We start from the raw sequence: 18,255 nt of genomic DNA on the forward strand, positions 1-18,255 counted from the left end.
AAACGAGCGGAGCACCGGTCCGGCGCGCGGTTCACGCCACCGGTGCGGCCTCGTACAGCTCCAGCGGCAGACCGTCCGGATCGGCGAAGAACACGAAGCGGTGGCCGGTGAACTCGTCGAGGCGGATGTCCTCGACGGCGATGCCCCGGGCTTCCAGCCGGGCCTTCCACGCGGACACGTCGTGCACCGAGAAGGCCAGGTGGCGCAGCCCGCAGGCCTCCGGGCGCGAGGGCCGCGGCGGCGGGGCCGGGAAGGAAAACAGCTCCAGCTGCGAGCCGTCCGGCAACGCGAGATCGAGTTTCCACGAGTCGCGCTGGGCGCGGTGGTTCTCGGCGAGCACGCGCAGGCCGAGCAGGTCGACGTAGAAGTGCCGCGAGCGGGCGTAATCGGACGCGATGATCGCGGCGTGGTGGATGCGCAGCAGGTCCATGGGCAGGGTTCCCAGACAGGTTGGAGGGGGTGGTGCGGGTTCAGGCGCGCCCGGTGAAACACCGGGACAGCAGGAATTCGACGAAGGTGGCCGTGTTCAGCGCCAGCCACTGGCGCGCCGGGTAGACGGCGTAGAGCGGAGGTCCTGCCGGCAGGCGCCAGCCGGGCAGCAGCTCGACCAGCGTGCCGCGGGCGAGTTCGTTGTCCACCAGCAGCCGGTCGATCACCGTCACCCCCGCGCCGGCGCAGGCGAAGGCCACCAGCGACAGGCCGTCGTTGACGCGCAGGCGGCCCTGCATGCGCACCCGGGTGGTGCCGGTGTCAGGGCCGGTGGTGCTGGCGGTGAAGCTCCATTCGTCGTGGACCCGCCCGTCGCGGGTCCACAGCAGGCCTTCGTGGGCAGCGAGGGCCTCGGGCGTGTCGGGCCGGCCGGCGCGTTCGAGGTAGGCGGGCGAGGCCACCAGCACGCGCGGGTTGTCGGCGAGCCGGCGCGCCACCAGCGTCGAATCCTCCAGGTGCGCGACGCGGATGGCCACGTCGATCTGCTCGGCCACCAGGTCGCTCAGCCGGTCGTCCACCTGCAGGGTCACCTCGACCAGCGGGTACTGGCGCGTGAACGCGGCGAGCAGCGGCACCAGGTGGCGCTGGCCGAGCGGACGCGGGCAGGACACCCGCAGCGGTCCGCGCACCTCCTGCTGGAACTGGCCGGAGATCTGCGCGACGTTGTCGAGCGCGCGGTCGATCTGCTGCGCCTGCTGCAGCACGACCTTGCCGACCTCGGTCAGCGTCAGCCGGCGCGTGGTGCGCTGCAGCAGCCGGGCGCCGAGGTCGGCCTCCAGCCGCGTGAGCTGGCGCGAGACGACCGACTTGCCGCAGCCCAGCCGCACCGCCGCCGCGCTGATACTGCCAGCGCCGACGATGGCGGAAAACGTGGTCAGGAGCTGGGGATCAGGGGTGGGCATCGGTGGATTGTCCCTTTTGAGGCAACGATATATTCCATGATTGAGGCTATATCTGCAACGGGAGACTCTCTACAGTCCGCGCATGAACCAACCCATTCCGCACCCCACCGTCACTGCCCCGGCTTCCGAGCTGATCGAGCGCCTGCACTGGCGCTACGCCGCCAAGAAGATGGACCCGGCCAAGGCCGTGCCGCAGGACAAGGTCGAGCGCATCCTCGAAGCCGCCCGCCTGGCGCCCACCTCCAGCGGCCTGCAGCCCTACGAGATCCTCGTCGTCACCGACCCGGCCGTGCGCGCCCGCATCCAGCCGATCGCGTGGAACCAGGCCCAGATCACCGAGGGCTCGCACCTGCTGGTCTTCGCCGCCTGGGACCACTACACGGCCGAGCGCATCAACCACATGTTCGACCTGACCAACGAGGTCCGCGGCTTCCGCAGCGAAGGCTGGGAGAACTACCGCAACATGCTGCTGTCCGCCTACCCGCAGCGCGACCCCGAAGTGAACTTCCAGCACGCCGCGCGCCAGGCCTACATCGGCCTGTCGGCCGCGATGGTCGCCGCCGCCTTCGAGGAAGTGGACTGCACGCCGATGGAAGGGTTTGATCCCGCCGCGCTGGACGAGATCCTGGGCCTGCGGGCGCGTGGTCTGCGCAGCGCCGTGATCCTGCCGCTGGGCTACCGCCAGCCCGAAGGCGACTGGCTGGTGAACCTGCAGAAGGTGCGCCGCCCGCGCTCCGAGTTCATCACCGAGGTCTGACCGCGGGCCATCATCCGTTTGATGGACGGATTGGCCCGGCCGCGGCCTGGTCGGCGGGGCGACGTTCTACAGTCGTTCCAACCGAGGAGCCGCTCATGAACCTGTCCCGCCACTTCACGCTGGAAGAGCTGACCGCGTCGACGACCGCCCAGGCCGAGCACATCGACAACCAGCCGACCGCGGCCGGGATCGCCGCGCTGCGGGCGCTCTGCACCACCGTGCTCGACCCCTTGCGGGATGCGCTCGGCCAGCCGATCAAGGTGACCTCGGGCTACCGCGGCCCGGCGCTGAACCGGCGTGTCGGCGGCGCGTCCAAGAGCCAGCACCTGACCGGCGAGGCCGCAGATCTGCAGTCGCCGGGCCTCTCGGTGCTGGCGCTGTTCCAGCTGGCGATCCGGCTCCGGCTGCCCTTCGACCAGATCATCTACGAGGTGAACGGCGCGGCGAAGTGGGTGCACATCTCGCACACGACCGGCGTCAACAAGGGCGAGATCCTGCTCGGCAAGTTCGGCCCCGATGGCAAGGTGAGCTACCCGAAACTCACCGCTGCCGCCGCGCTGGCGCTGTCCGAACCCCGCACCCGCGGCCCGCTGGTGGAGCCGGACTACACCGAACTCCGCGACGAGCCGGTGCGCCGCACGCGCAAGCCCAAGGCCTTCGTTCTTCAGCCTGGCGCCCTGTAGACCAGCACCTTGAGCGCCCGCTCGGGGGCCGCGTCGGCGAAGGCAGGCGGATTCGGCAGGCGCTGCACCAGCGTCAGCTCGGGCGCCAGTGTCTGCATCGGCTCGGTGAGGAAGTCGGGGCCGAGTTCCGGCGCGTTCAGGCAAAGCAGCGCGTGGCCGCCCGGTGCGAGCAGGTCGGGCAGGCGGCGCAGCAGCCGGGCGTAGTCCTTGCCCGCCACGAAGCTGCCCTTCTGGTAGCTGGGCGGATCGACGATGACGAGGTCGTAGGGGCCGCTGCGGTTGATCTTGCCCCAGGAGCTGAAGATGTCGTGCGGCAGGAAACTTGCCCCCGTCGCCACGCCGTTGAGCCGGTGGTTCTGCTGGCCGATGGCGAGCGCGCCGTGGCTCATGTCGACGTTGACCACCTGGCGCGCGCCCGCCTGCAGCGCCACCACCGAGAACGCGCAGGTGTAGGCGAACAGGTTCAGCACCTTCAGCCGCGGTTTCTCCGCCGCCAGCGCCCGCACCCAGCGGCGGCCCTCCGCCATGTCGAGGAAGAGGCCGTGGTTCTGGCCGCGCAGCACGTGGACGAAGTAGCGCGTGCCGTCCTCGCCCACCGCGTGCTGGTCGGGCACGCTGCCGGCCATCAGCCGCGTGTCGGCGCGGCCTTCGAGGCGCGTCTGGAAGACCCAGTTCAGCGGCTGTCCCGGCGCCAGCTGTTCCCAGCGGGCGGCCAGCGCTGCGCCGATGGTGGCCAGCGCCTCGTCCGGCACCGGCTGGAAGCTGGTCAGCACCCAGACGGGCGGGTAGAAATCGAGCGTCCAGTGTTCGCAGCCGGCGTGCAGGCCGCCGCGGCCGTGGAAGAGGCGCACGGCGTCGGTGGGCAGGGGCATCGACGCGAGGGTGTGGAGCAGGGCGTTCACGGACAGGGCATCCAAATTTTGATGATGCCAGACGCGCACGAGACCGCGCACGGGACAATTGGCGGATGTTCCTCAAGCGCCTGACCATCGCCCTCGCCGCCCTGGCCACGGCCTCCGTCCTGCAAGGTGCAGCAGCGCTGTGGGCACTGAGCGTGGCCAACCACCACGCCGAGCATGGCCGCGTCACCGGCGACATCCACCTCGGGTTCGTCGAACTCTCGGCCACCAAGCAGCGGCTGCGCACCTGGGTGTCCCAAGCCTTGCTGGGCGCGGGCCCCGCACCCGATGAACGAGACCGGCTGGAGCAGGAGCTGTCGGCCAAGGTGGAGCAACTGCGCGGACTGGCGCAGCAGGCGATCCTGCTGGGCAACAACCTGGGCGTCGAGGACCGGCAGGGACAGTTCGAACGCCAGGAAGCCCTGGACGTGCTGGCCCGTGGTCTGGCCCGGCTGGGCAAGGCGATCGACGCCGTGCAACCGCTGCCGCCCGGGGCCAATGCCCGGGAAGCCTGGGACGCGCTGACGGCCGTGTTCGAAGAGTCCGAGGGCCGCAACCTGCGCACGCTGATCGCCCAGAGCATCGCGCGCGCCGCGTCTTCCGTGGAGCGGGAGCGCGCCGCGGCGGACCGCACCCTGCGCCTGATGCGCACCATGTGGGTGGGCAGCTCCGTGGCGCTGGCCCTGGCCGCCCTGGTCATGGCCGCCCACTTTGCGCGAGCCTTGCGCCGGCCCATCACGGAGCTGACCACCGGCGCAGAAGCGCTGCAGCGCGGGGAACTCGACCACCGCGTGCCCACCCAGTCACACGACGAATTCGCCACCGTGGTCCGCAGCCTGAACGCCATGGCCACTGAGCTGAAGCAGCACCGCCAGCGCGAAGACAGGGCCCGGCTGAAGCTGCAGGAACTGGTGGACGAGCGCACCAGCGAGCTGCGCACGGCGCTGGACTCCTTGCAGCAGGCCGACGCGCGCCGGCGCCAGTTGTTCGCGGACATCAGCCACGAGCTGCGTTCACCCACCACCGCCATCCGTGGCGAGGCCGAAGTGGCCTTGCGGGGCCGCCAGCGCGCACCGGAGGAATACCAGGAGGCCCTGCGCCGCATCGTCGAGGTCTCGCGCCAGCTCGGGCTGGTGATCGACGACCTGCTGACCATGGCGCGTGGTGACATCGACGCCCTGGCGCTGCACCGACTGCCCCTCGATCCGGCCCTGCCCGTGCAGGAAGCCGTGGTGCAGAGCATGCCGCTGGCCCGGGAAAAAGGCGTGCAGCTCCTGGCGCCCGGTGTTCCGGCCGAAGCCCTGAGCGTCCTGGCCGATGCACAGCGGCTGCGACAGCTGGTCCTGCTGCTGATCGACAACGCCGTGCGCTACTCGCACCCCCAGGGCGAGGTGCGGGTCAGCCTGCAGGCGGTGCGTGACGAACACGGCCGCGGCCATTGCGAGGTCTGCGTGGTGGACGCTGGCATCGGCATCTCGCAGGATGACCTGCCCCACATCTTCGAACGCAACTACCGCGGGGCCCTGGCCCGGCTGCACCGCGCCGACGGCACCGGCCTGGGCCTGGCCATCGGCGCGGTCCTGGCGCGGGCGCACGGGGGCACCGTCGTCGTGGACAGCCAGCCGGGCCACGGCACCACGGCCCGGTTGCGGCTGCCCTTGTTGTCAGAACCGGCCTTGCTGCTGAACGAACCATGAACATCCTGATCGTCGAGGACGATGCCCGCATTTCGGACTTCCTGGAGCGCGGCCTGCGCGCGGAAGGACACCGCGTGAAGCTGGCCCGCACGGGGCCTGACGGACTGGCCCGGGCGCGGGAGGTGTTTCTGGACGACCCGGGCACCGTGATGCTGCTCGACGTGATGCTGCCGGGCATGAGTGGCCTGGAGGTGTGCCAGACCCTGCGCGCCACCCAGGTGCAACTGCCGATCCTGATGCTGACCGCGCTCGGGTCGGTGGACGACCGCGTGGCTGGCCTGCGCCTGGGCGCCGACGACTACCTCGTCAAGCCCTTCGAGTTCGAGGAGCTGCTGGCCCGCATCGACGCCCTGGGCCGCCGGGGTCGGCTGCAGCCCCCGGCGGCCCCCGCCCGGCTGAAGGTGGCGGATCTGGAGCTGGACCTCGATGCCATGCGGGCGAGTCGCGCGGGGGTGGCGCTGGCGATGACGGCGCGGGAGCTGGCGCTGCTGGAGCTGCTGATGTCGGCGCCGGGGCGCTTGTTCCGCCGCGAGCGCATCCTGGCCAACGTGTGGGGCACCAGCGAGGATCCGCTGACCAACGTGGTGGACGTCTACGTGCGGCGGCTGCGCAGCAAGATCGACGATGGCAACGCCCAGCCGCTGATCCACACGGTGCGGGGCCTGGGCTACCGGCTGGAGGCGGTACCGTCCGCCTGAGGCGGGCGGAAGGGGGCGGGGCGGTTCATCTGAAGTTCATCCAGCGTGTCGGCCGCGTTCATCTGATGCGGTGAGAAATGTTCATTTTGGGCCGGCAAAGTAGCGGCACTTGAACCCTCCCTCAGGATTGACCCATGCACCCGCACCCGCACCCGCGCCGAGGTTTTCTTTCTGCAGCCGGCGCCATCACCGCCGCCGGTTTCGTGGGCACGGCGTCCGCCAAGGACGGCCCGTCCGCCCAGGCCTGCATGGTGTACAACGCCGACCGCCAGAAGATGGTCACGCCCGATGACGCCCTGAAGCTGCTGAAGGACGGCAACGACCGCTTCGTCAACGGCCAGAGCGTCAACTGCGACCTGATGGCCCAGGTCAAGGCCACGGGCAACGGCCAGGCACCGTTCGCCGCCGTGGTGGGCTGCATCGACAGCCGCGTGCCGCCGGAGCTGGTGTTCGACCAGCGCATCGGCGACATCTTCGCGGCGCGCATCGCGGGCAACTTCGTCAACACCGACATCATCGGCAGCCTGGAGTTCGCCACCAAGCTGGCCGGCGCCAAGCTCATCGTCGTGCTGGGCCACACCGAGTGCGGCGCGGTCAAGGGCGCGGTGGACAACGCCAAGCTGGGCAACCTGACGGCCACGCTGGCCAACATCACGCCCTCCGTTGCCAAGGTGCAGGGCATCGACGGCCCGCGCAATTCCAAGAACAAGAAGCTGGTGCAGGCCGCGGCGGACCAGAACGCCCAGGACGCCGCCCGGATGCTGACCGACCGCAGCGAAGTGCTGCGCGAGCTGGTGGCCGGCGGCGCACTGAAGATCGTGTCGGCGATGCACGATGTTCACACCGGCCGCATCAGCTGGTTTGGCTGAACCGGGGCGGTCGGGGGCCGCGGGTCTGCGAGACTGGCGACCCCGCCCCCTCGTGAAGGCCCGCCCCATGCACGACCAGCCCCTCGACCTCATCGGCACCCCGGCGTTTGTCCCGGGCCGCCAGCGCGCGCAGCTCACCATCGCCGACCGCCACGGGCGCCAGCGCCGCGTCGTGCTGGAGACCGAGCACCTGATCGAGGCACCCAATTGGTCGCCGGACGGCCAGTGGCTGGTGTTCAACAGCGAGGGCGCGCTGTTCAAGGTCCGCGCCGATGGCTCATCCGCGCCGGAGCGCCTCGACACCGGCGCGCACGCAGATGCGAACAACGACCACGTGCTCTCGCCAGACGGGCGCACGGTGTATTTCTCCACCAACGACTGCCGGTTGCTGGCCGTGCCCTTCGAGGGTGGCGTGCCGCGGCGGGTGTCGAGCGAGGCGCTGGTCGAGACGGGGTTCCATTACTACCTGCACGGCGTCTCGCCCGATGACGCGCTGCTCGCCTATGTCGGCCTGCGTGCGGCAGCCGATGGTGTTGGCTACGAGTACGGGCTGTACACCGTGCCCACGCAAGGCGGCGAAGACCGGGCGCTGCTGCTGCCTGGCGTGCCGGTCGACGGCCCGGAGTATTCGCCCGATGGCGCGTGGATCTACTTCAACGGCGAGATCGGCGCGCGCCCGCCCGGGCATTCGCAACTCTTCCGCATGCGCCCGGATGGCCAGGGCGTCGAGCAGCTGACCCACGACGAGCGCGTCAACTGGTTCCCGCACCTGTCACCCGACGGCCGCTGGATGCTCTACCTGAGCTACCCGCCCGGCACGCTCGGGCATCCGGCGAACCGGGAGGTCATCCTCCGCATCGCGCCCGCCGAGGGTGGGCCGGCGACGGACCTTGTGCATCTGCTGGGCGGGCAGGGGACGATCAATGTGAATGGGTGGGCGCCGGACAGCGAGTGGTTTGCGTATGTGGCGTATCCGGCGGTCGCGGATTGAGATGAGGCGCCGAAGGCTGGTGGAGCCCTTCATAATCAAAACCCGCCCCCCGCTTGTTCGAGATGCCGACCTGTCGCCATGGATAAATTCTCGCTGCAGCAGCAGGTGCTGCAACGACTCTCCGAAGACCTGCTGCAAGCCGAACAGGCCGTGCGGGCAGCCCATGAAACGGCGACGCACGAAGAAAATATCGCCGAGAACAAGTACGACACCTTGGGACTCGAAGCCGCCTACCTGGCCACCGGCCAGGCCCGTCGCGCCGACGCCATCCGCCAGGCGTTGGCCCATTGGCGCCAGTTCCGCCCGCTCCCCTACGACGCCAGCAAGGGCATACAGCTCGGCGCGCTGGTCTGCCTGGTCGATGCCGACGACCAGCAGCAACAGCTCTTTCTCGGCCCGGATGGAGGCAGCATGCAGCTGCTCAGCGGCGCCCAGCGCGTCCAGGTCATCAGCTGCGATGCCCCTTTGGGCAAGGCCATGCTGGGCAAATGCGAGGGTGATGAGGTGTCGTTACAGGTCGCCACCAGCCGGCAGCAGTTCGAGGTGCTGCGGGTGCATTGAGCTGCAAGGATGACCGCTGTGAAGTCCCGACCGGGACTTCACGGGGGTGACATCACCGGCAGCAACCGCTGCAGAGCAGGTATCCAGTCCGCCGGCCGCACAGGCTCAAGTTCACTTGCATCCTGTCGAAGCCGTTTCATGCGGTCATCCGTTGGGGACACCGACCGCCATGGAGACAAGAAAACACCTGATTAGCAACGATCCTCAGCATTCCCCCGAACGACCCGCTGAGCCCGAGGCTTGCACCGCGCGACATCGATGATGAGCCGAGCCACCAGCCCGCGCAGGTCGAACCGGCGGTTGAAGCGGTAGGCGAACGCTGCCAGATAGCTGCTGGCGTACTTGGGGTACTTGAACGCATGGAACGCACCCGACAACGTCGTCTTCAGGTTGCCCAGCACCGTGTTGACCCAGGTGAACTCGGGCAGCTCGCGCGGCTTGCGCTGGCCCACCACGATCGGCGTGTGCAGGCAGCCCGCGCTGGTGACCGCGGCGAAGCACCCCAGCCCGTCGCTGACCACCCGCGTTCCCGGCATCAGCGCCGCCTGCGCCCACTGGCCCACCGCCTCCAGCGTGAAGCCGCTCACCGGCGCGAGCTTGACGTACTGCGGATGCCCCTGGTCATCGACCGAGACCGCCGCCACGAACGGCACCTTGTTCTCCGAACCCCGGCCCGCCTTGCCGCCGCTGCGCTCTCCGCCAAGGTAGGCATCGTCGAGCTGCACCGTGCCGTCGAGTCGGTACTGGTCCACCCGCTCGGCCATCGCGTGCATGATCTTCTGGTGCATCAGCCACGCCGTCGGGTAGCTCACGCCCACCTGCCGCTTGAGCGCCAGCGCCGACAGTCCCGTCTTGGCCTGGCTGAGCAGGTAGATCGCCAGGAACCACGTCTTCAGTGGCAGCTTGGTGCTGGCGAACAGGCTGCCCGCGGTCAGCGATGTCTGGTGGCGGCAGCCGTTGCACTGGAACAGCTTGCGCGCCCCGTGGCCCACCACGTAGTGCGCCGCACTGCCGCAGCGCGGGCACTCGAAGCCCTGCGGCCAGCGCGCCTGCTTGACCGCCTCGGCGCATTGCTCTTCCGTGCCGAAGCTGGCCATGAACTCTGGCAGCGACATCCCCTGCTGGAACTGGATTCGGTTCATCGGCATGTGCTCGCTCCTGCGCTTGGTCTGTCTTCTACGCTACGCCTGATCGTCAGTTGGCACCTTGCTGAGAATCATTGCTAATCAGGAGAAAACATGACATCTTGGAATCGGTGGACCGTGTCCGGTCGGCTGTATGTGGCGCTGGGGCTCGGGGCGGTGGTGGTGCTGGGGGCGCTCGGCATGGGCTATGCGCAGATGCGGCGCGGCGAGGCCCTGCTGTCGGCCATCACCCAGACCGAGTACCGGCACATGCAGGAGGTGCATGACTGGCAGCTGGTGGCCACCGGCACCACGGTGCGCATCATGGCGCTCAACCGCAGCGCCGATCCGGCGCTGGCCCAGCTGTTCGGCCCCGAGATCGGACCGCGCATCGAGCAGATCGACAAGCACTTGACCTCCATCAAGACCTGGGCCACGTCCGAGAGCGAAACGGTGGCGCTCAAGGCACTCGACGAGTCGGGGCCGGCGATCATGGCGGCGCTGGCCAGGATTGCCGAGCGGCGCAAGGCCGGTGACGAGCCGGGCGCGCAGCAGGCCTTCGCGCAGGGCTTCATGCCGGCGGTCACCCGTTACCACGCGGCGGTGGATGCGTTCGCGCAGCTGCAGCACGTCCGGCTGAATGACTCTGTGCAGGCCGCGGTCGCGCGGCAGCAGCAGGAGTTCTGGGTGGGCGCGCTGGGCTCGCTGGCGCTGCTCGGCGTCGTCGGTGCGGTGGTGCTGGCCCTGACCAGGACCATCCAGCGCTCGCTGACCCGCGCCGTGCGCGTGGCCGAAGCCGTGGCCCAGGGCGACCTGACGGTGTCGGCCGGCGAGCAGCGCGGCGACGAGTTCGGCCAGCTGATGAGCGCGCTCGACCGCATGGCCGACAGCCTGCGCGCGGTGGTGTCGCAGGTGCGCCAGGGCACCGACCAGATCGCCATCGGCTCGCGCGAGATCGCCCAGGGCAACCAGGACCTGTCGGACCGCACCGAGCACCAGGCCAGCAACCTGCAGCAGACCGCGGCCACGATGGAGCAGCTGGCGACCACCGTGCGGCTGTCGGCCGACAGCGCCGATGAAGCGGCCCGCCTGGCCCAGCAGGCGAGCGAGGTGGCGCAGCGCGGCGGCGACTCCGTGGGCCGGGTGGTGAACACGATGGCGCAGATCGAGCAGTCGTCGCGCCGCATCGAGGAGATCATCGGCGTCATCGACGGGATCTCGTTCCAGACCAACATCCTGGCGCTGAACGCCGCCGTGGAGGCCGCGCGGGCAGGCGAGCAGGGCCGAGGCTTTGCGGTCGTGGCCGGCGAGGTGCGGGCGCTGGCCCAGCGCTCGGCCACTGCGGCCAAGGAGATCAAGCAGCTGATCGCCGATTCGGCCGACAAGGTTCGCAGCGGCAACAGCCAGGTCGAGGCGGCCGGCCAGACGATGACCGAGCTGGTGCGGTCGGTTCAGCAGGTGAGCACGCTGATCCGCGAGATCAGCACCGCCTCGGCCGAGCAGCGCAACGGCATCAGCGGTGTGGCCGCGTCGGTCAGCGCGCTGGACCAGGCCACGCAGCAGAACGCCGCGCTGGTGGAGCGGGCGGCGGCCGCCGCCTCGGCGGTGAGCCAGCAGTCGAGCGAGCTGGCCACGGCGGTGGCGGTGTTCAAGCTGGCCGGCGCGCACTGACCAGATCGCGGTGGCACGCCGAACGCGCCACGGAACTGCTGCCGAAATGGGCACTGGCGCTGGTCAGCTTGTCATTGTGCCGGTTGAGTTCGATAGTTCCAGCCTTGCCATTGACCACCAACAGACCACCAACACCCGGCTGCATCCCATGTACATCCCCGCACACTTCGCCATCACCGACCCCGCAGAGCTGCACCGCATCGTCCGAGCGCACCCGCTGGGCACGCTGGTCACGCATGGCGAATCCGGTCTGGATGCCGACCACATCCCCTTCGAGTTCGACCCGGCCACTGGTGTGCTGGGCACGCTGACCGCCCACGTGGCGCGTGCCAACACGCTGTGGCAGCGCTGCCCCTCGGGCACGCCGGTGATGGTGGTCTTCCGGGGCGCGCAGGCCTACATCTCGCCGAACTGGTATCCGAGCAAGCATGAAGCGCACCGCCAGGTGCCGACCTGGAACTACGAGGTCGTGCATGCCCACGGCACATTGACGGTGCACGATGACGAGCGCTTCGTGCGCGGCCTGGTCGCCCGGCTCACCCGCCAGCACGAAGCGGCCGAACCGACGCCGTGGAAGATGGCGGACTCCGCGCCCGAGTTCATCGACGGGATGTTGCGCAACATCGTCGGCATCCAGATCGCCGTGACGTCCCTGGTGGGCAAGGCCAAGCTCAGCCAGAACAAGGAGGTGCGCGATCGGCACTCGGCCGCCGACACGCTGGCCTCGCGCGGACACGACGAGCTGGCGCGGGCCATGCGCGGTACGCCTTCAGTTTGACCGGGTCGCGGCCGACATCAGTCACTGCGACAGACGCATCCTGGAGGTGCCCCCGTGAGACTGCCCTGCCATCGCGCTTCGACCCTTGACCGGCTGAACCTGGAAGCCCTGCCGCGCGCTGAACGGGCGGTTGCATGAGCGGCGTCGCCTCGCCGATTCAGCGGGTGCACCACAGCGCCTACCGGTGCCGCGACTCCGGCGCCACGCGGGCCTTCTACGAGGACTTTCTCGGCCTGCCGCTGGTCAACGCACTGGAGATTCACCACACGCGCACCGGCCGCGCAACGGAAACGCTGCACACCTTCTTCAGCATGGCCGACGGCGCGTGCCTGGCCTTCTTCGAAGCACCGGACATGCCGTTCGAGTTCCTTCCACGGCACGACTTCGACCTGCACATCGCGCTGCAGGTCGACCGCCAGACGCTGCACACCATGCGCGACAAGGGTCGGGCCCAGGGCGTCGACACGCGCGGCATCGTCGACCACGGCTTGTTCGAATCGCTGTACTTCCGCGACCCGAACGGCTATGTGGTCGAGTTGTGCTGCCCGCGGCCGGGCCACGACGAAGGCATGGATCCGTCACGCAACCGGGCGCGCGAAAAGCTCGACGGCTGGCTCGCGCGCCGCGTCGGCGGCGCCTGAACCGCATGACAGCCCCGATCGCCGAGGACACCGTGTCGCTGCGCGCCGAGATCGACGCCTTGCGCAGCGAACTGGACCTGCTGCACGACGCGCTCGAGCGGATGCCACACGGCATGTGCGCCTTCGACAGCGCGGACCACCTGGTGCTGGCCAACGCGCACTACCGCAAGATCTGGCGCCTGCCCGAGGAGGTGACGCGCCGCGGCAGCAGCTTCCGCCAGATCATGGACGCCACGCCTGGCCGCGAGACCGCCGCCAGCCGCAACCAGCCGAAGCCCGCGCCGGGCTCCGAGGGCACCCGCTGGCGCGAATGGCAGCTGGACGATGGCCGCATCGTCGAGATCGTGGTGTCACGCCGTGCCGACGGAAGCTGTGTCGCCCTGCACGAGGACGTGACCGAGCAGCGGCAGGCCCAGGAGCGCATCAGCTTCCTGGCCCGGCACGACCTGCTCACCGGCCTGCCCAACCGCGGCGTACTGCGCGAGGAACTGGAGCGCGCGCTCGCATCCAACCGGCGAGGGGAGAGTCTGGCCCTCTTCTGCCTGGACCTGGACCGCTTCAAGCCCGTGAACGACACCTATGGCCACGCGGCGGGCGACGAACTGCTGCGCCAGGTGGCCCAGCGCCTGCGTGAATGCGTGCGCGAGACCGACGTCGTGGCGCGCCTGGGTGGTGACGAATTCTCCGTGGTGCAGCGCGGCGCCGTGCAGCCCGAAGGCTCGACCCGGCTGGCGCGCCGCCTGATCGACGTGCTGACCCGGCCCTTCGACGTGGATGGCCATGTCGTGCACATCGGCACCAGCGTGGGCGTGGCCATGGCCCCCAGCGACGGCGAGGACAGCGAGACCCTGCTTCGCCACGCGGATCTGGCGCTGTACCGTGCCAAGTCTGAAGGCCGCGGCCAGCTGAGCTACTTCGAGCCCGACATGAACGAGCGTGTGGACGCCCGCCGCGGCCTGGAGAATGCGATGCGCGAGGCCCTGGCGGCCCGGCAGTTCGAGCTGGCCTACCAGCCGCGCTACGCCATCGACGCACAACGTCTGATGGGCGTCGAGGCTCTTCTGCGGTGGAACCACCCGCAGCGGGGCGCCATTTCGCCGGGCGAGTTCGTGCCCCTGGCCGAAGAAACGGGATTGATCGTCCCCATCGGCCGCCTCGTGCTCGAACGGGCCTGTCGCGACGCGCTGGCCTGGCCCGCGCACACGACGGTGGCGGTCAACGTCTCGGCCGTGCAGTTCGCGCGCGACACGCTGGTGGCCGACGTGACCCACGCGTTGGCCGAGTCCGGGCTGCCGGCCCGGCGACTCGAGCTGGAGATCACCGAGTCGACCATGGTCAAGGATCCCACCCGGGTGCTGGGCGCCTTGCACACGCTGCGCGACCGGGGCGTTCGCATCGCGATGGACGACTTCGGCACCGGCTTCTCGTCGTTGAGCCACCTGCGCAGCTTTCCGTTCGACCACCTCAAGATCGACCGCAGCTTCGTGCGCGATGTGGTCGAGCGAGCGGACCTGCAGGCCATCGTCCGCGGCATCGCCACGCTGGCGCAGGGCATGGGCATGCAGACCACCGCCGAAGGGGTGGAGACCGCCGAACAGCTGGCCACCGTGCGCGCCCTGGGCTGCGATGCCATCCAGGGGTTCCTGCTGGGGCGACCTGCGCCTGCAGCGCACATCGGACGGCTGATGCGCGACGCGCGAGCGCCGACCGGCTGAGCTCCGCATCGCAACATCCACAGTCCGGGCTGTGTTCGGATCCGACCGGCCGCTTTGGAGCGCCGGGTTCAGCGGATCGGAGGTCACCGATGGGTCGCAAGCAGCCAGTGGCCGCGCCCCTCAGATCTGAACGTCGTAGTCCACCGTCAACGGCGCATGGTCACTGAACCACTGCCCCTTGTAGATCGACGCCGACCGCGCCAGCGCCGCGACTCCCGGCGTCGCCAGGTGGTAGTCGATCCGCCAGCCCACGTTCTTCGCCCGCGCCTGCCCGCGGTTGCTCCACCACGTGTAGCACTCGTCGGTCGTGTCGGGGTGCAGCCGCCGGTAGACATCGACCAGCCCGCCCTCGGCCGGGTCGAGCAGCCGGGTCATCCACGCCCGCTCCTCCGGCAGGAAACCCGAGTTCTTCCGGTTGCCCTTCCAGTTCTTCAGGTCGGCTTCCTGGTGGGCGATGTTGACGTCGCCGACCAGGATGAACTCGCGTTCGGCCTTCAGCGCCATCAAGTGCGGGAAGATCTGGTCGATGAAACGGAACTTGGCCTGCTGGCGTTCGTCGCCGGAGGAGCCGCTGGGGAAGTAGCAGCTGATGACCGAGAGCTTGCGCTCGGGCGTGTCGTGGCGGACTTCGACGTAGCGGCCCTCGTCGTCGAACTCCGGCACGCCGATGCCGGTGATCACCGCGCTCGGGGTGTGCCGGGTGTACATCCCTACCCCGGAGTAGCCCTTTTTCTGCGCAAAATGAAAATGTCCGTGCATTCCGTCGAGGACGGTGTGGGAAGGGCTCAGGTCCTGAGCCTGGGCTTTCACTTCCTGCACCCCCATACAATCGGCCTGTACGGTTTCGACCCACGCCAGCAAGCCCTTGCTGGAGGCTGAGCGGATGCCGTTGAGGTTGAGGCTGACCAGTCGCATCACCAGACCCTTTTTATCGTCCATGCAGATGACCCAAGACGCAAGCTCCCCCCGCACCGACGCTCTTGCCCAGGATTTCGTGGCCTTCGCGGTCGATGCCGGCGTGTTGCGCTTCGGCGAGTTCAAGACCAAGGCGGGGCGGTTGTCGCCCTACTTCTTCAATGCCGGTCTCTTCGACGACGGCGCCAAGCTGGGCCGTCTGGCGCAATTCTATGCACAGCGGCTGCTGGCCTCCGGGCTGGAGTTCGACATGCTGTTCGGCCCGGCCTACAAGGGCATCACGCTGGCCGCGGCCGTCTCGATCGAGCTGGCGCGGCTGGGCAAGAACGTGCCCTATGCCTACAACCGCAAGGAAGCCAAGGACCACGGCGAGGGCGGCACGCTGGTCGGCGCCCCGGTGCAGGGTCGCGTGCTGATCATCGACGACGTGATCTCGGCCGGCACCTCGGTGCGCGAGTCGATCGCGATGATCCAGGCGGCGGGGGCCACGCCCTGCGGCGTGACGATCGCGCTGGACCGCCAGGAGAAGGCCAGCGAACACGGTGTCGATGCCCCGCATTCGGCTGTGCAGTTCGTGCAGCGCGAGCTGGGCCTGTCGGTGGTGGCCATCGCCACGCTGACCGACCTGCTGGCGTACCTGCAGGGCCAGAGCGACCCGCGCCTGAGCAGCAGCCTGCCAGCGGTGCAGGCCTACCGCGAGCGCTACGGAGTCCAGACGTGAACCCGGCCCGCGCAGCAGCCCTGGTGCGGCTGGCGGGATCCATGCTGCTGCCGGCGTCGCTGGCGGCGGTCAGTCTGTCCGCGCAGGCGGCGAACATCTACACCTGCATCAATGCCAAGGGCCAGCGCATCACCTCGGACCGGCCGATCGTCGAATGCATCGACCGCACGCAGGAGTTGCGCAACACCGACGGGTCGGTGAAGCAGGTGGTCCCACCGTCGATGACCGCCGAGGAGCGTGCGGCGCACGAAGACCGGCTGCGTCAGGAGATGGCCGCCGGTGCCGTGAAGCGTGACGCGATCCGGCGTGACCGCAACCTGCTGAGTCGCTACCCCGACGAGCCGCGCCACCAGCGTGCCCGCACCGCGGCGCTGGAGCCGCTCAACACGGCGCTGCAGGCCACCGAGCGCCGCCTGACCGAGCTGGAGCACGACCACAAGCGCCTGCAGCAGGAGGCGGAGTTCTACAAGGGCCGCGACCTGCCCCGCGAGCTGAAGATCAAGTTCGGCCAGAACCAGGCGGCGCTGCAGGCCCAGCAGGACGCGGCCCAGAACCACCTGGCCGAGATCCAGCGCATCAACGCCAGCTACGACCAGGAACTGGTGCGCCTGCGGCGCCTGTGGGCCGGCGCCGCACCGGGCAGTGTCAGCCCGCCAGCTTCTTCTTCAGCAACTCGTTGACCTGGGCCGGGTTGGCCTTGCCCTTGGTGGCTTTCATCGCCTGACCGACCAGCGCGCCGAAGGCCTTTTCCTTGCCGGCACGGAAGTCCTCGACCGATTTGGCGTTCGCGGCCAGCACGGCGTCGAGGATGGCTTCCAGCGCGCCGCTGTCGTTCATCTGCTTGAGGCCCTTGGCGTCGATCACGGTGTCCACGTCCGCACCTTCGCCGGTCCACAGCGCCTCGAACACCTGGCGGGCGGCGTTGTTGGAGATGGTGCCATCCTGGATGCGGTTGATCAGCGCGCCGAGCGTCGCGGGGGACACGGGCGCCGAGGCGATGTCGCCGCCATCGGCGTTCAGGCGCTTGCTGATCTCGCCCATGATCCAGTTGGCGACCAGCTTCGGCTGCGCGCAGGCGGCGTTGGCGGCCTCGAAATAAGCGGCGGTCGCACGGCTGGTGGTCATCATCGCCGCGTCGTAGGCGGGCAGGCCCAGCGCGCGCTGCAGCCGCGCGGCCAGCGCACCGGGCAGCTCGGGCATCTCGCTGCGCACACGCTCGACCCACTCCGGCGCGATCACCAGCGGCGGCAGGTCCGGGTCGGGGAAATAGCGGTAGTCGTGCGCGTCTTCCTTGGTGCGCATCATCCGCGTCTCGCCGGTGTCCGGATCGAACAGCACGGTGGCCTGCACGATCTCGTAGCCGTCCTCGATCTGGTCGATCTGCCACTGGATCTCGTAGTCGATCGCCTGCTGCAGGAAGCGGAAGCTGTTGAGGTTCTTGATCTCGCGGCGGGTGCCGAAGGGCTGGCCCGGGCGGCGCACCGAGACGTTGGCGTCGCAGCGGAACGAGCCTTCCTGCATGTTGCCGTCGCACATGCCCAGCCACACCACCAGCGTGTGCAGCGCCTTGGCGTACTCGACCGCCTGCTTCGACGAGCGCAGCTCCGGCTCGGTGACGATCTCCAGCAGCGGCGTGCCGGCGCGGTTCAGGTCGATGCCGGTCATGCCGTGGTGGTCTTCGTGCAGCGACTTGCCGGCGTCCTCTTCCAGGTGGGCGCGGGTCAGGTTGAGGCGGAACGGCTCGCCGTCGACGAAGAACTCGACCACGCCGCCCTGCACGACCGGGATCTCGTACTGGCTGATCTGGTAGCCCTTGGGCAGGTCGGGGTAGAAGTAGTTCTTGCGCGCGAAGATCGACATCGGCGCGATGGTGGCGCTCACGGCCAGACCGAACTGGATCGCGCGCTCGACCGCGCCACGGTTCATCACCGGCAGCGAGCCGGGCAGCGCCAGATCGACCGCGCAGGCCTGGGTGTTCGGCTCGGCACCGAAGCGGGTCGAGGCGCCGGAGAAGATCTTCGATTGGGTCGAGAGCTGGGCGTGGGTCTCGAAGCCGATCACGACTTCGTAGCCGCGCACGAGGAGGGATGCGGTCATGGGGCAGGTGCTTCCGGTAAGCTCAAAGGGGAAATGCTACGGCATAC

The 18,255-nt window shown here is 69.2% G+C and carries 19 protein-coding genes; 13 read left to right on the forward strand and 6 right to left on the reverse strand.

Annotation, left to right across the window (positions count from 1 at the left end; genetic code table 11):
• Positions 1-31: 31 nt before the first annotated feature.
• Together gloA2 and BDD16_RS08430 are read right to left on the reverse strand one after the other, a co-directional pair.
• Positions 32-430: an SMU1112c/YaeR family gloxylase I-like metalloprotein gene (gene gloA2 / locus BDD16_RS08425; RefSeq protein ID WP_179633534.1), complete on the reverse strand. Its 399-nt coding sequence runs from the start codon at positions 428-430 to the stop codon at positions 32-34.
• Positions 431-470: 40 nt separating this feature from the next.
• Entirely contained in the window at positions 471-1,391 is a 921-nt protein-coding gene (locus tag BDD16_RS08430) for a LysR family transcriptional regulator (RefSeq protein ID WP_179633535.1), read from the reverse strand.
• An 82-nt stretch (positions 1,392-1,473) separates the two neighbouring features.
• Between BDD16_RS08430 and BDD16_RS08435 the strand changes: the two genes are divergently transcribed.
• Both BDD16_RS08435 and BDD16_RS08440 read left to right on the forward strand, forming a co-directional pair.
• Positions 1,474-2,148: an NAD(P)H-dependent oxidoreductase gene (locus BDD16_RS08435; protein WP_179633536.1), complete on the forward strand. Its 675-nt coding sequence runs from the start codon at positions 1,474-1,476 to the stop codon at positions 2,146-2,148.
• A gap of 95 nt (positions 2,149-2,243) precedes the next feature.
• A complete protein-coding gene (locus BDD16_RS08440) occupies positions 2,244-2,831 on the forward strand; it encodes a D-Ala-D-Ala carboxypeptidase family metallohydrolase (protein ID WP_179633537.1) in 588 nt (195 codons plus the stop codon).
• On the opposite strand, the gene BDD16_RS08445 is transcribed toward BDD16_RS08440, so the two are convergent.
• Positions 2,813-3,733 (reverse strand): class I SAM-dependent methyltransferase, encoded by a 921-nt coding sequence (locus tag BDD16_RS08445; protein ID WP_179633538.1) that lies wholly within the window; start codon positions 3,731-3,733, stop codon positions 2,813-2,815. The two genes, BDD16_RS08440 and BDD16_RS08445, sit on opposite strands and share 19 nt — an antisense overlap.
• A 65-nt stretch (positions 3,734-3,798) precedes the next feature.
• On the opposite strand from BDD16_RS08445, the gene BDD16_RS08450 reads away from it, so the two are divergent.
• The 5 genes from BDD16_RS08450 to BDD16_RS08470 all read left to right on the forward strand — a co-directional run bounded on the left by BDD16_RS08450 (position 3,799) and on the right by BDD16_RS08470 (position 8,546).
• The gene (locus BDD16_RS08450) at positions 3,799-5,427 is read left to right on the forward strand and encodes a sensor histidine kinase (protein ID WP_179633539.1); all 1,629 of its coding nucleotides are present in this window, start codon (positions 3,799-3,801) and stop codon (positions 5,425-5,427) included.
• Positions 5,424-6,125 carry a response regulator transcription factor gene (locus tag BDD16_RS08455; RefSeq protein ID WP_179633540.1) on the forward strand — a complete coding sequence of 234 codons (702 nt, stop codon included), beginning with the start codon at positions 5,424-5,426 and terminating at the stop codon, positions 6,123-6,125. Before BDD16_RS08450 ends, BDD16_RS08455 begins: the two co-directional genes overlap by 4 nt.
• 134 nt (positions 6,126-6,259) lie before the next feature.
• Entirely contained in the window at positions 6,260-6,994 is a 735-nt protein-coding gene (locus tag BDD16_RS08460) for a carbonic anhydrase family protein (protein WP_179633541.1), read from the forward strand.
• Between the two features lie 67 nt (positions 6,995-7,061).
• Entirely contained in the window at positions 7,062-7,985 is a 924-nt protein-coding gene (locus BDD16_RS08465) for a TolB family protein (RefSeq protein ID WP_179633542.1), read from the forward strand.
• A 78-nt stretch (positions 7,986-8,063) separates the two neighbouring features.
• Entirely contained in the window at positions 8,064-8,546 is a 483-nt protein-coding gene (locus BDD16_RS08470; RefSeq protein ID WP_179633543.1) for a GreA/GreB family elongation factor, read from the forward strand.
• Between the two features lie 191 nt (positions 8,547-8,737).
• Here BDD16_RS08470 and BDD16_RS08475 read toward each other — a convergent pair whose 3' ends face one another.
• The gene (locus tag BDD16_RS08475) at positions 8,738-9,694 is read right to left on the reverse strand and encodes an IS1595 family transposase (protein WP_179632313.1); all 957 of its coding nucleotides are present in this window, start codon (positions 9,692-9,694) and stop codon (positions 8,738-8,740) included.
• 90 nt (positions 9,695-9,784) lie between these two features.
• Between BDD16_RS08475 and BDD16_RS08480 the strand changes: the two genes are divergently transcribed.
• The 4 genes from BDD16_RS08480 (at position 9,785) to BDD16_RS08495 (ending at position 14,475) form a co-directional block, all read left to right on the forward strand.
• Positions 9,785-11,341 (forward strand): methyl-accepting chemotaxis protein, encoded by a 1,557-nt coding sequence (locus BDD16_RS08480; protein WP_246332496.1) that lies wholly within the window; start codon positions 9,785-9,787, stop codon positions 11,339-11,341.
• A gap of 148 nt (positions 11,342-11,489) precedes the next feature.
• Positions 11,490-12,119 carry an FMN-binding negative transcriptional regulator gene (locus BDD16_RS08485; RefSeq protein WP_179633544.1) on the forward strand — a complete coding sequence of 210 codons (630 nt, stop codon included), beginning with the start codon at positions 11,490-11,492 and terminating at the stop codon, positions 12,117-12,119.
• A 134-nt stretch (positions 12,120-12,253) separates the two neighbouring features.
• A complete protein-coding gene (locus BDD16_RS08490) occupies positions 12,254-12,760 on the forward strand; it encodes a VOC family protein (RefSeq protein WP_179633545.1) in 507 nt (168 codons plus the stop codon).
• A gap of 5 nt (positions 12,761-12,765) precedes the next feature.
• Positions 12,766-14,475 carry a putative bifunctional diguanylate cyclase/phosphodiesterase gene (locus BDD16_RS08495; protein WP_179633546.1) on the forward strand — a complete coding sequence of 570 codons (1,710 nt, stop codon included), beginning with the start codon at positions 12,766-12,768 and terminating at the stop codon, positions 14,473-14,475.
• Positions 14,476-14,595: 120 nt separating this feature from the next.
• On the opposite strand, the gene BDD16_RS08500 is transcribed toward BDD16_RS08495, so the two are convergent.
• Positions 14,596-15,393: an exodeoxyribonuclease III gene (locus BDD16_RS08500; RefSeq protein ID WP_179636060.1), complete on the reverse strand. Its 798-nt coding sequence runs from the start codon at positions 15,391-15,393 to the stop codon at positions 14,596-14,598.
• A gap of 25 nt (positions 15,394-15,418) precedes the next feature.
• Here BDD16_RS08500 and pyrE point away from each other — a divergent pair, with 25 nt between their 5' ends.
• Both pyrE and BDD16_RS08510 read left to right on the forward strand, forming a co-directional pair.
• Entirely contained in the window at positions 15,419-16,111 is a 693-nt protein-coding gene (gene pyrE, locus BDD16_RS08505; RefSeq protein WP_179636059.1) for an orotate phosphoribosyltransferase, read from the forward strand.
• On the forward strand, positions 16,108-16,791 hold the full coding sequence (locus BDD16_RS08510; protein ID WP_310732809.1) for a DUF4124 domain-containing protein: 684 nt from the start codon (positions 16,108-16,110) through the stop codon (positions 16,789-16,791). Before pyrE ends, BDD16_RS08510 begins: the two co-directional genes overlap by 4 nt.
• On the opposite strand, the gene gatB is transcribed toward BDD16_RS08510, so the two are convergent.
• On the reverse strand, positions 16,757-18,208 hold the full coding sequence (gatB, locus tag BDD16_RS08515) for an Asp-tRNA(Asn)/Glu-tRNA(Gln) amidotransferase subunit GatB (protein WP_179633547.1): 1,452 nt from the start codon (positions 18,206-18,208) through the stop codon (positions 16,757-16,759). The genes BDD16_RS08510 and gatB overlap by 35 nt on opposite strands.
• Positions 18,209-18,255: the final 47 nt, after the last annotated feature.

This window comes from Sphaerotilus montanus (assembly GCF_013410775.1).
In the GTDB taxonomy this organism is placed as follows: Bacteria; Pseudomonadota; Gammaproteobacteria; order Burkholderiales; family Burkholderiaceae_C; genus Sphaerotilus; species Sphaerotilus montanus.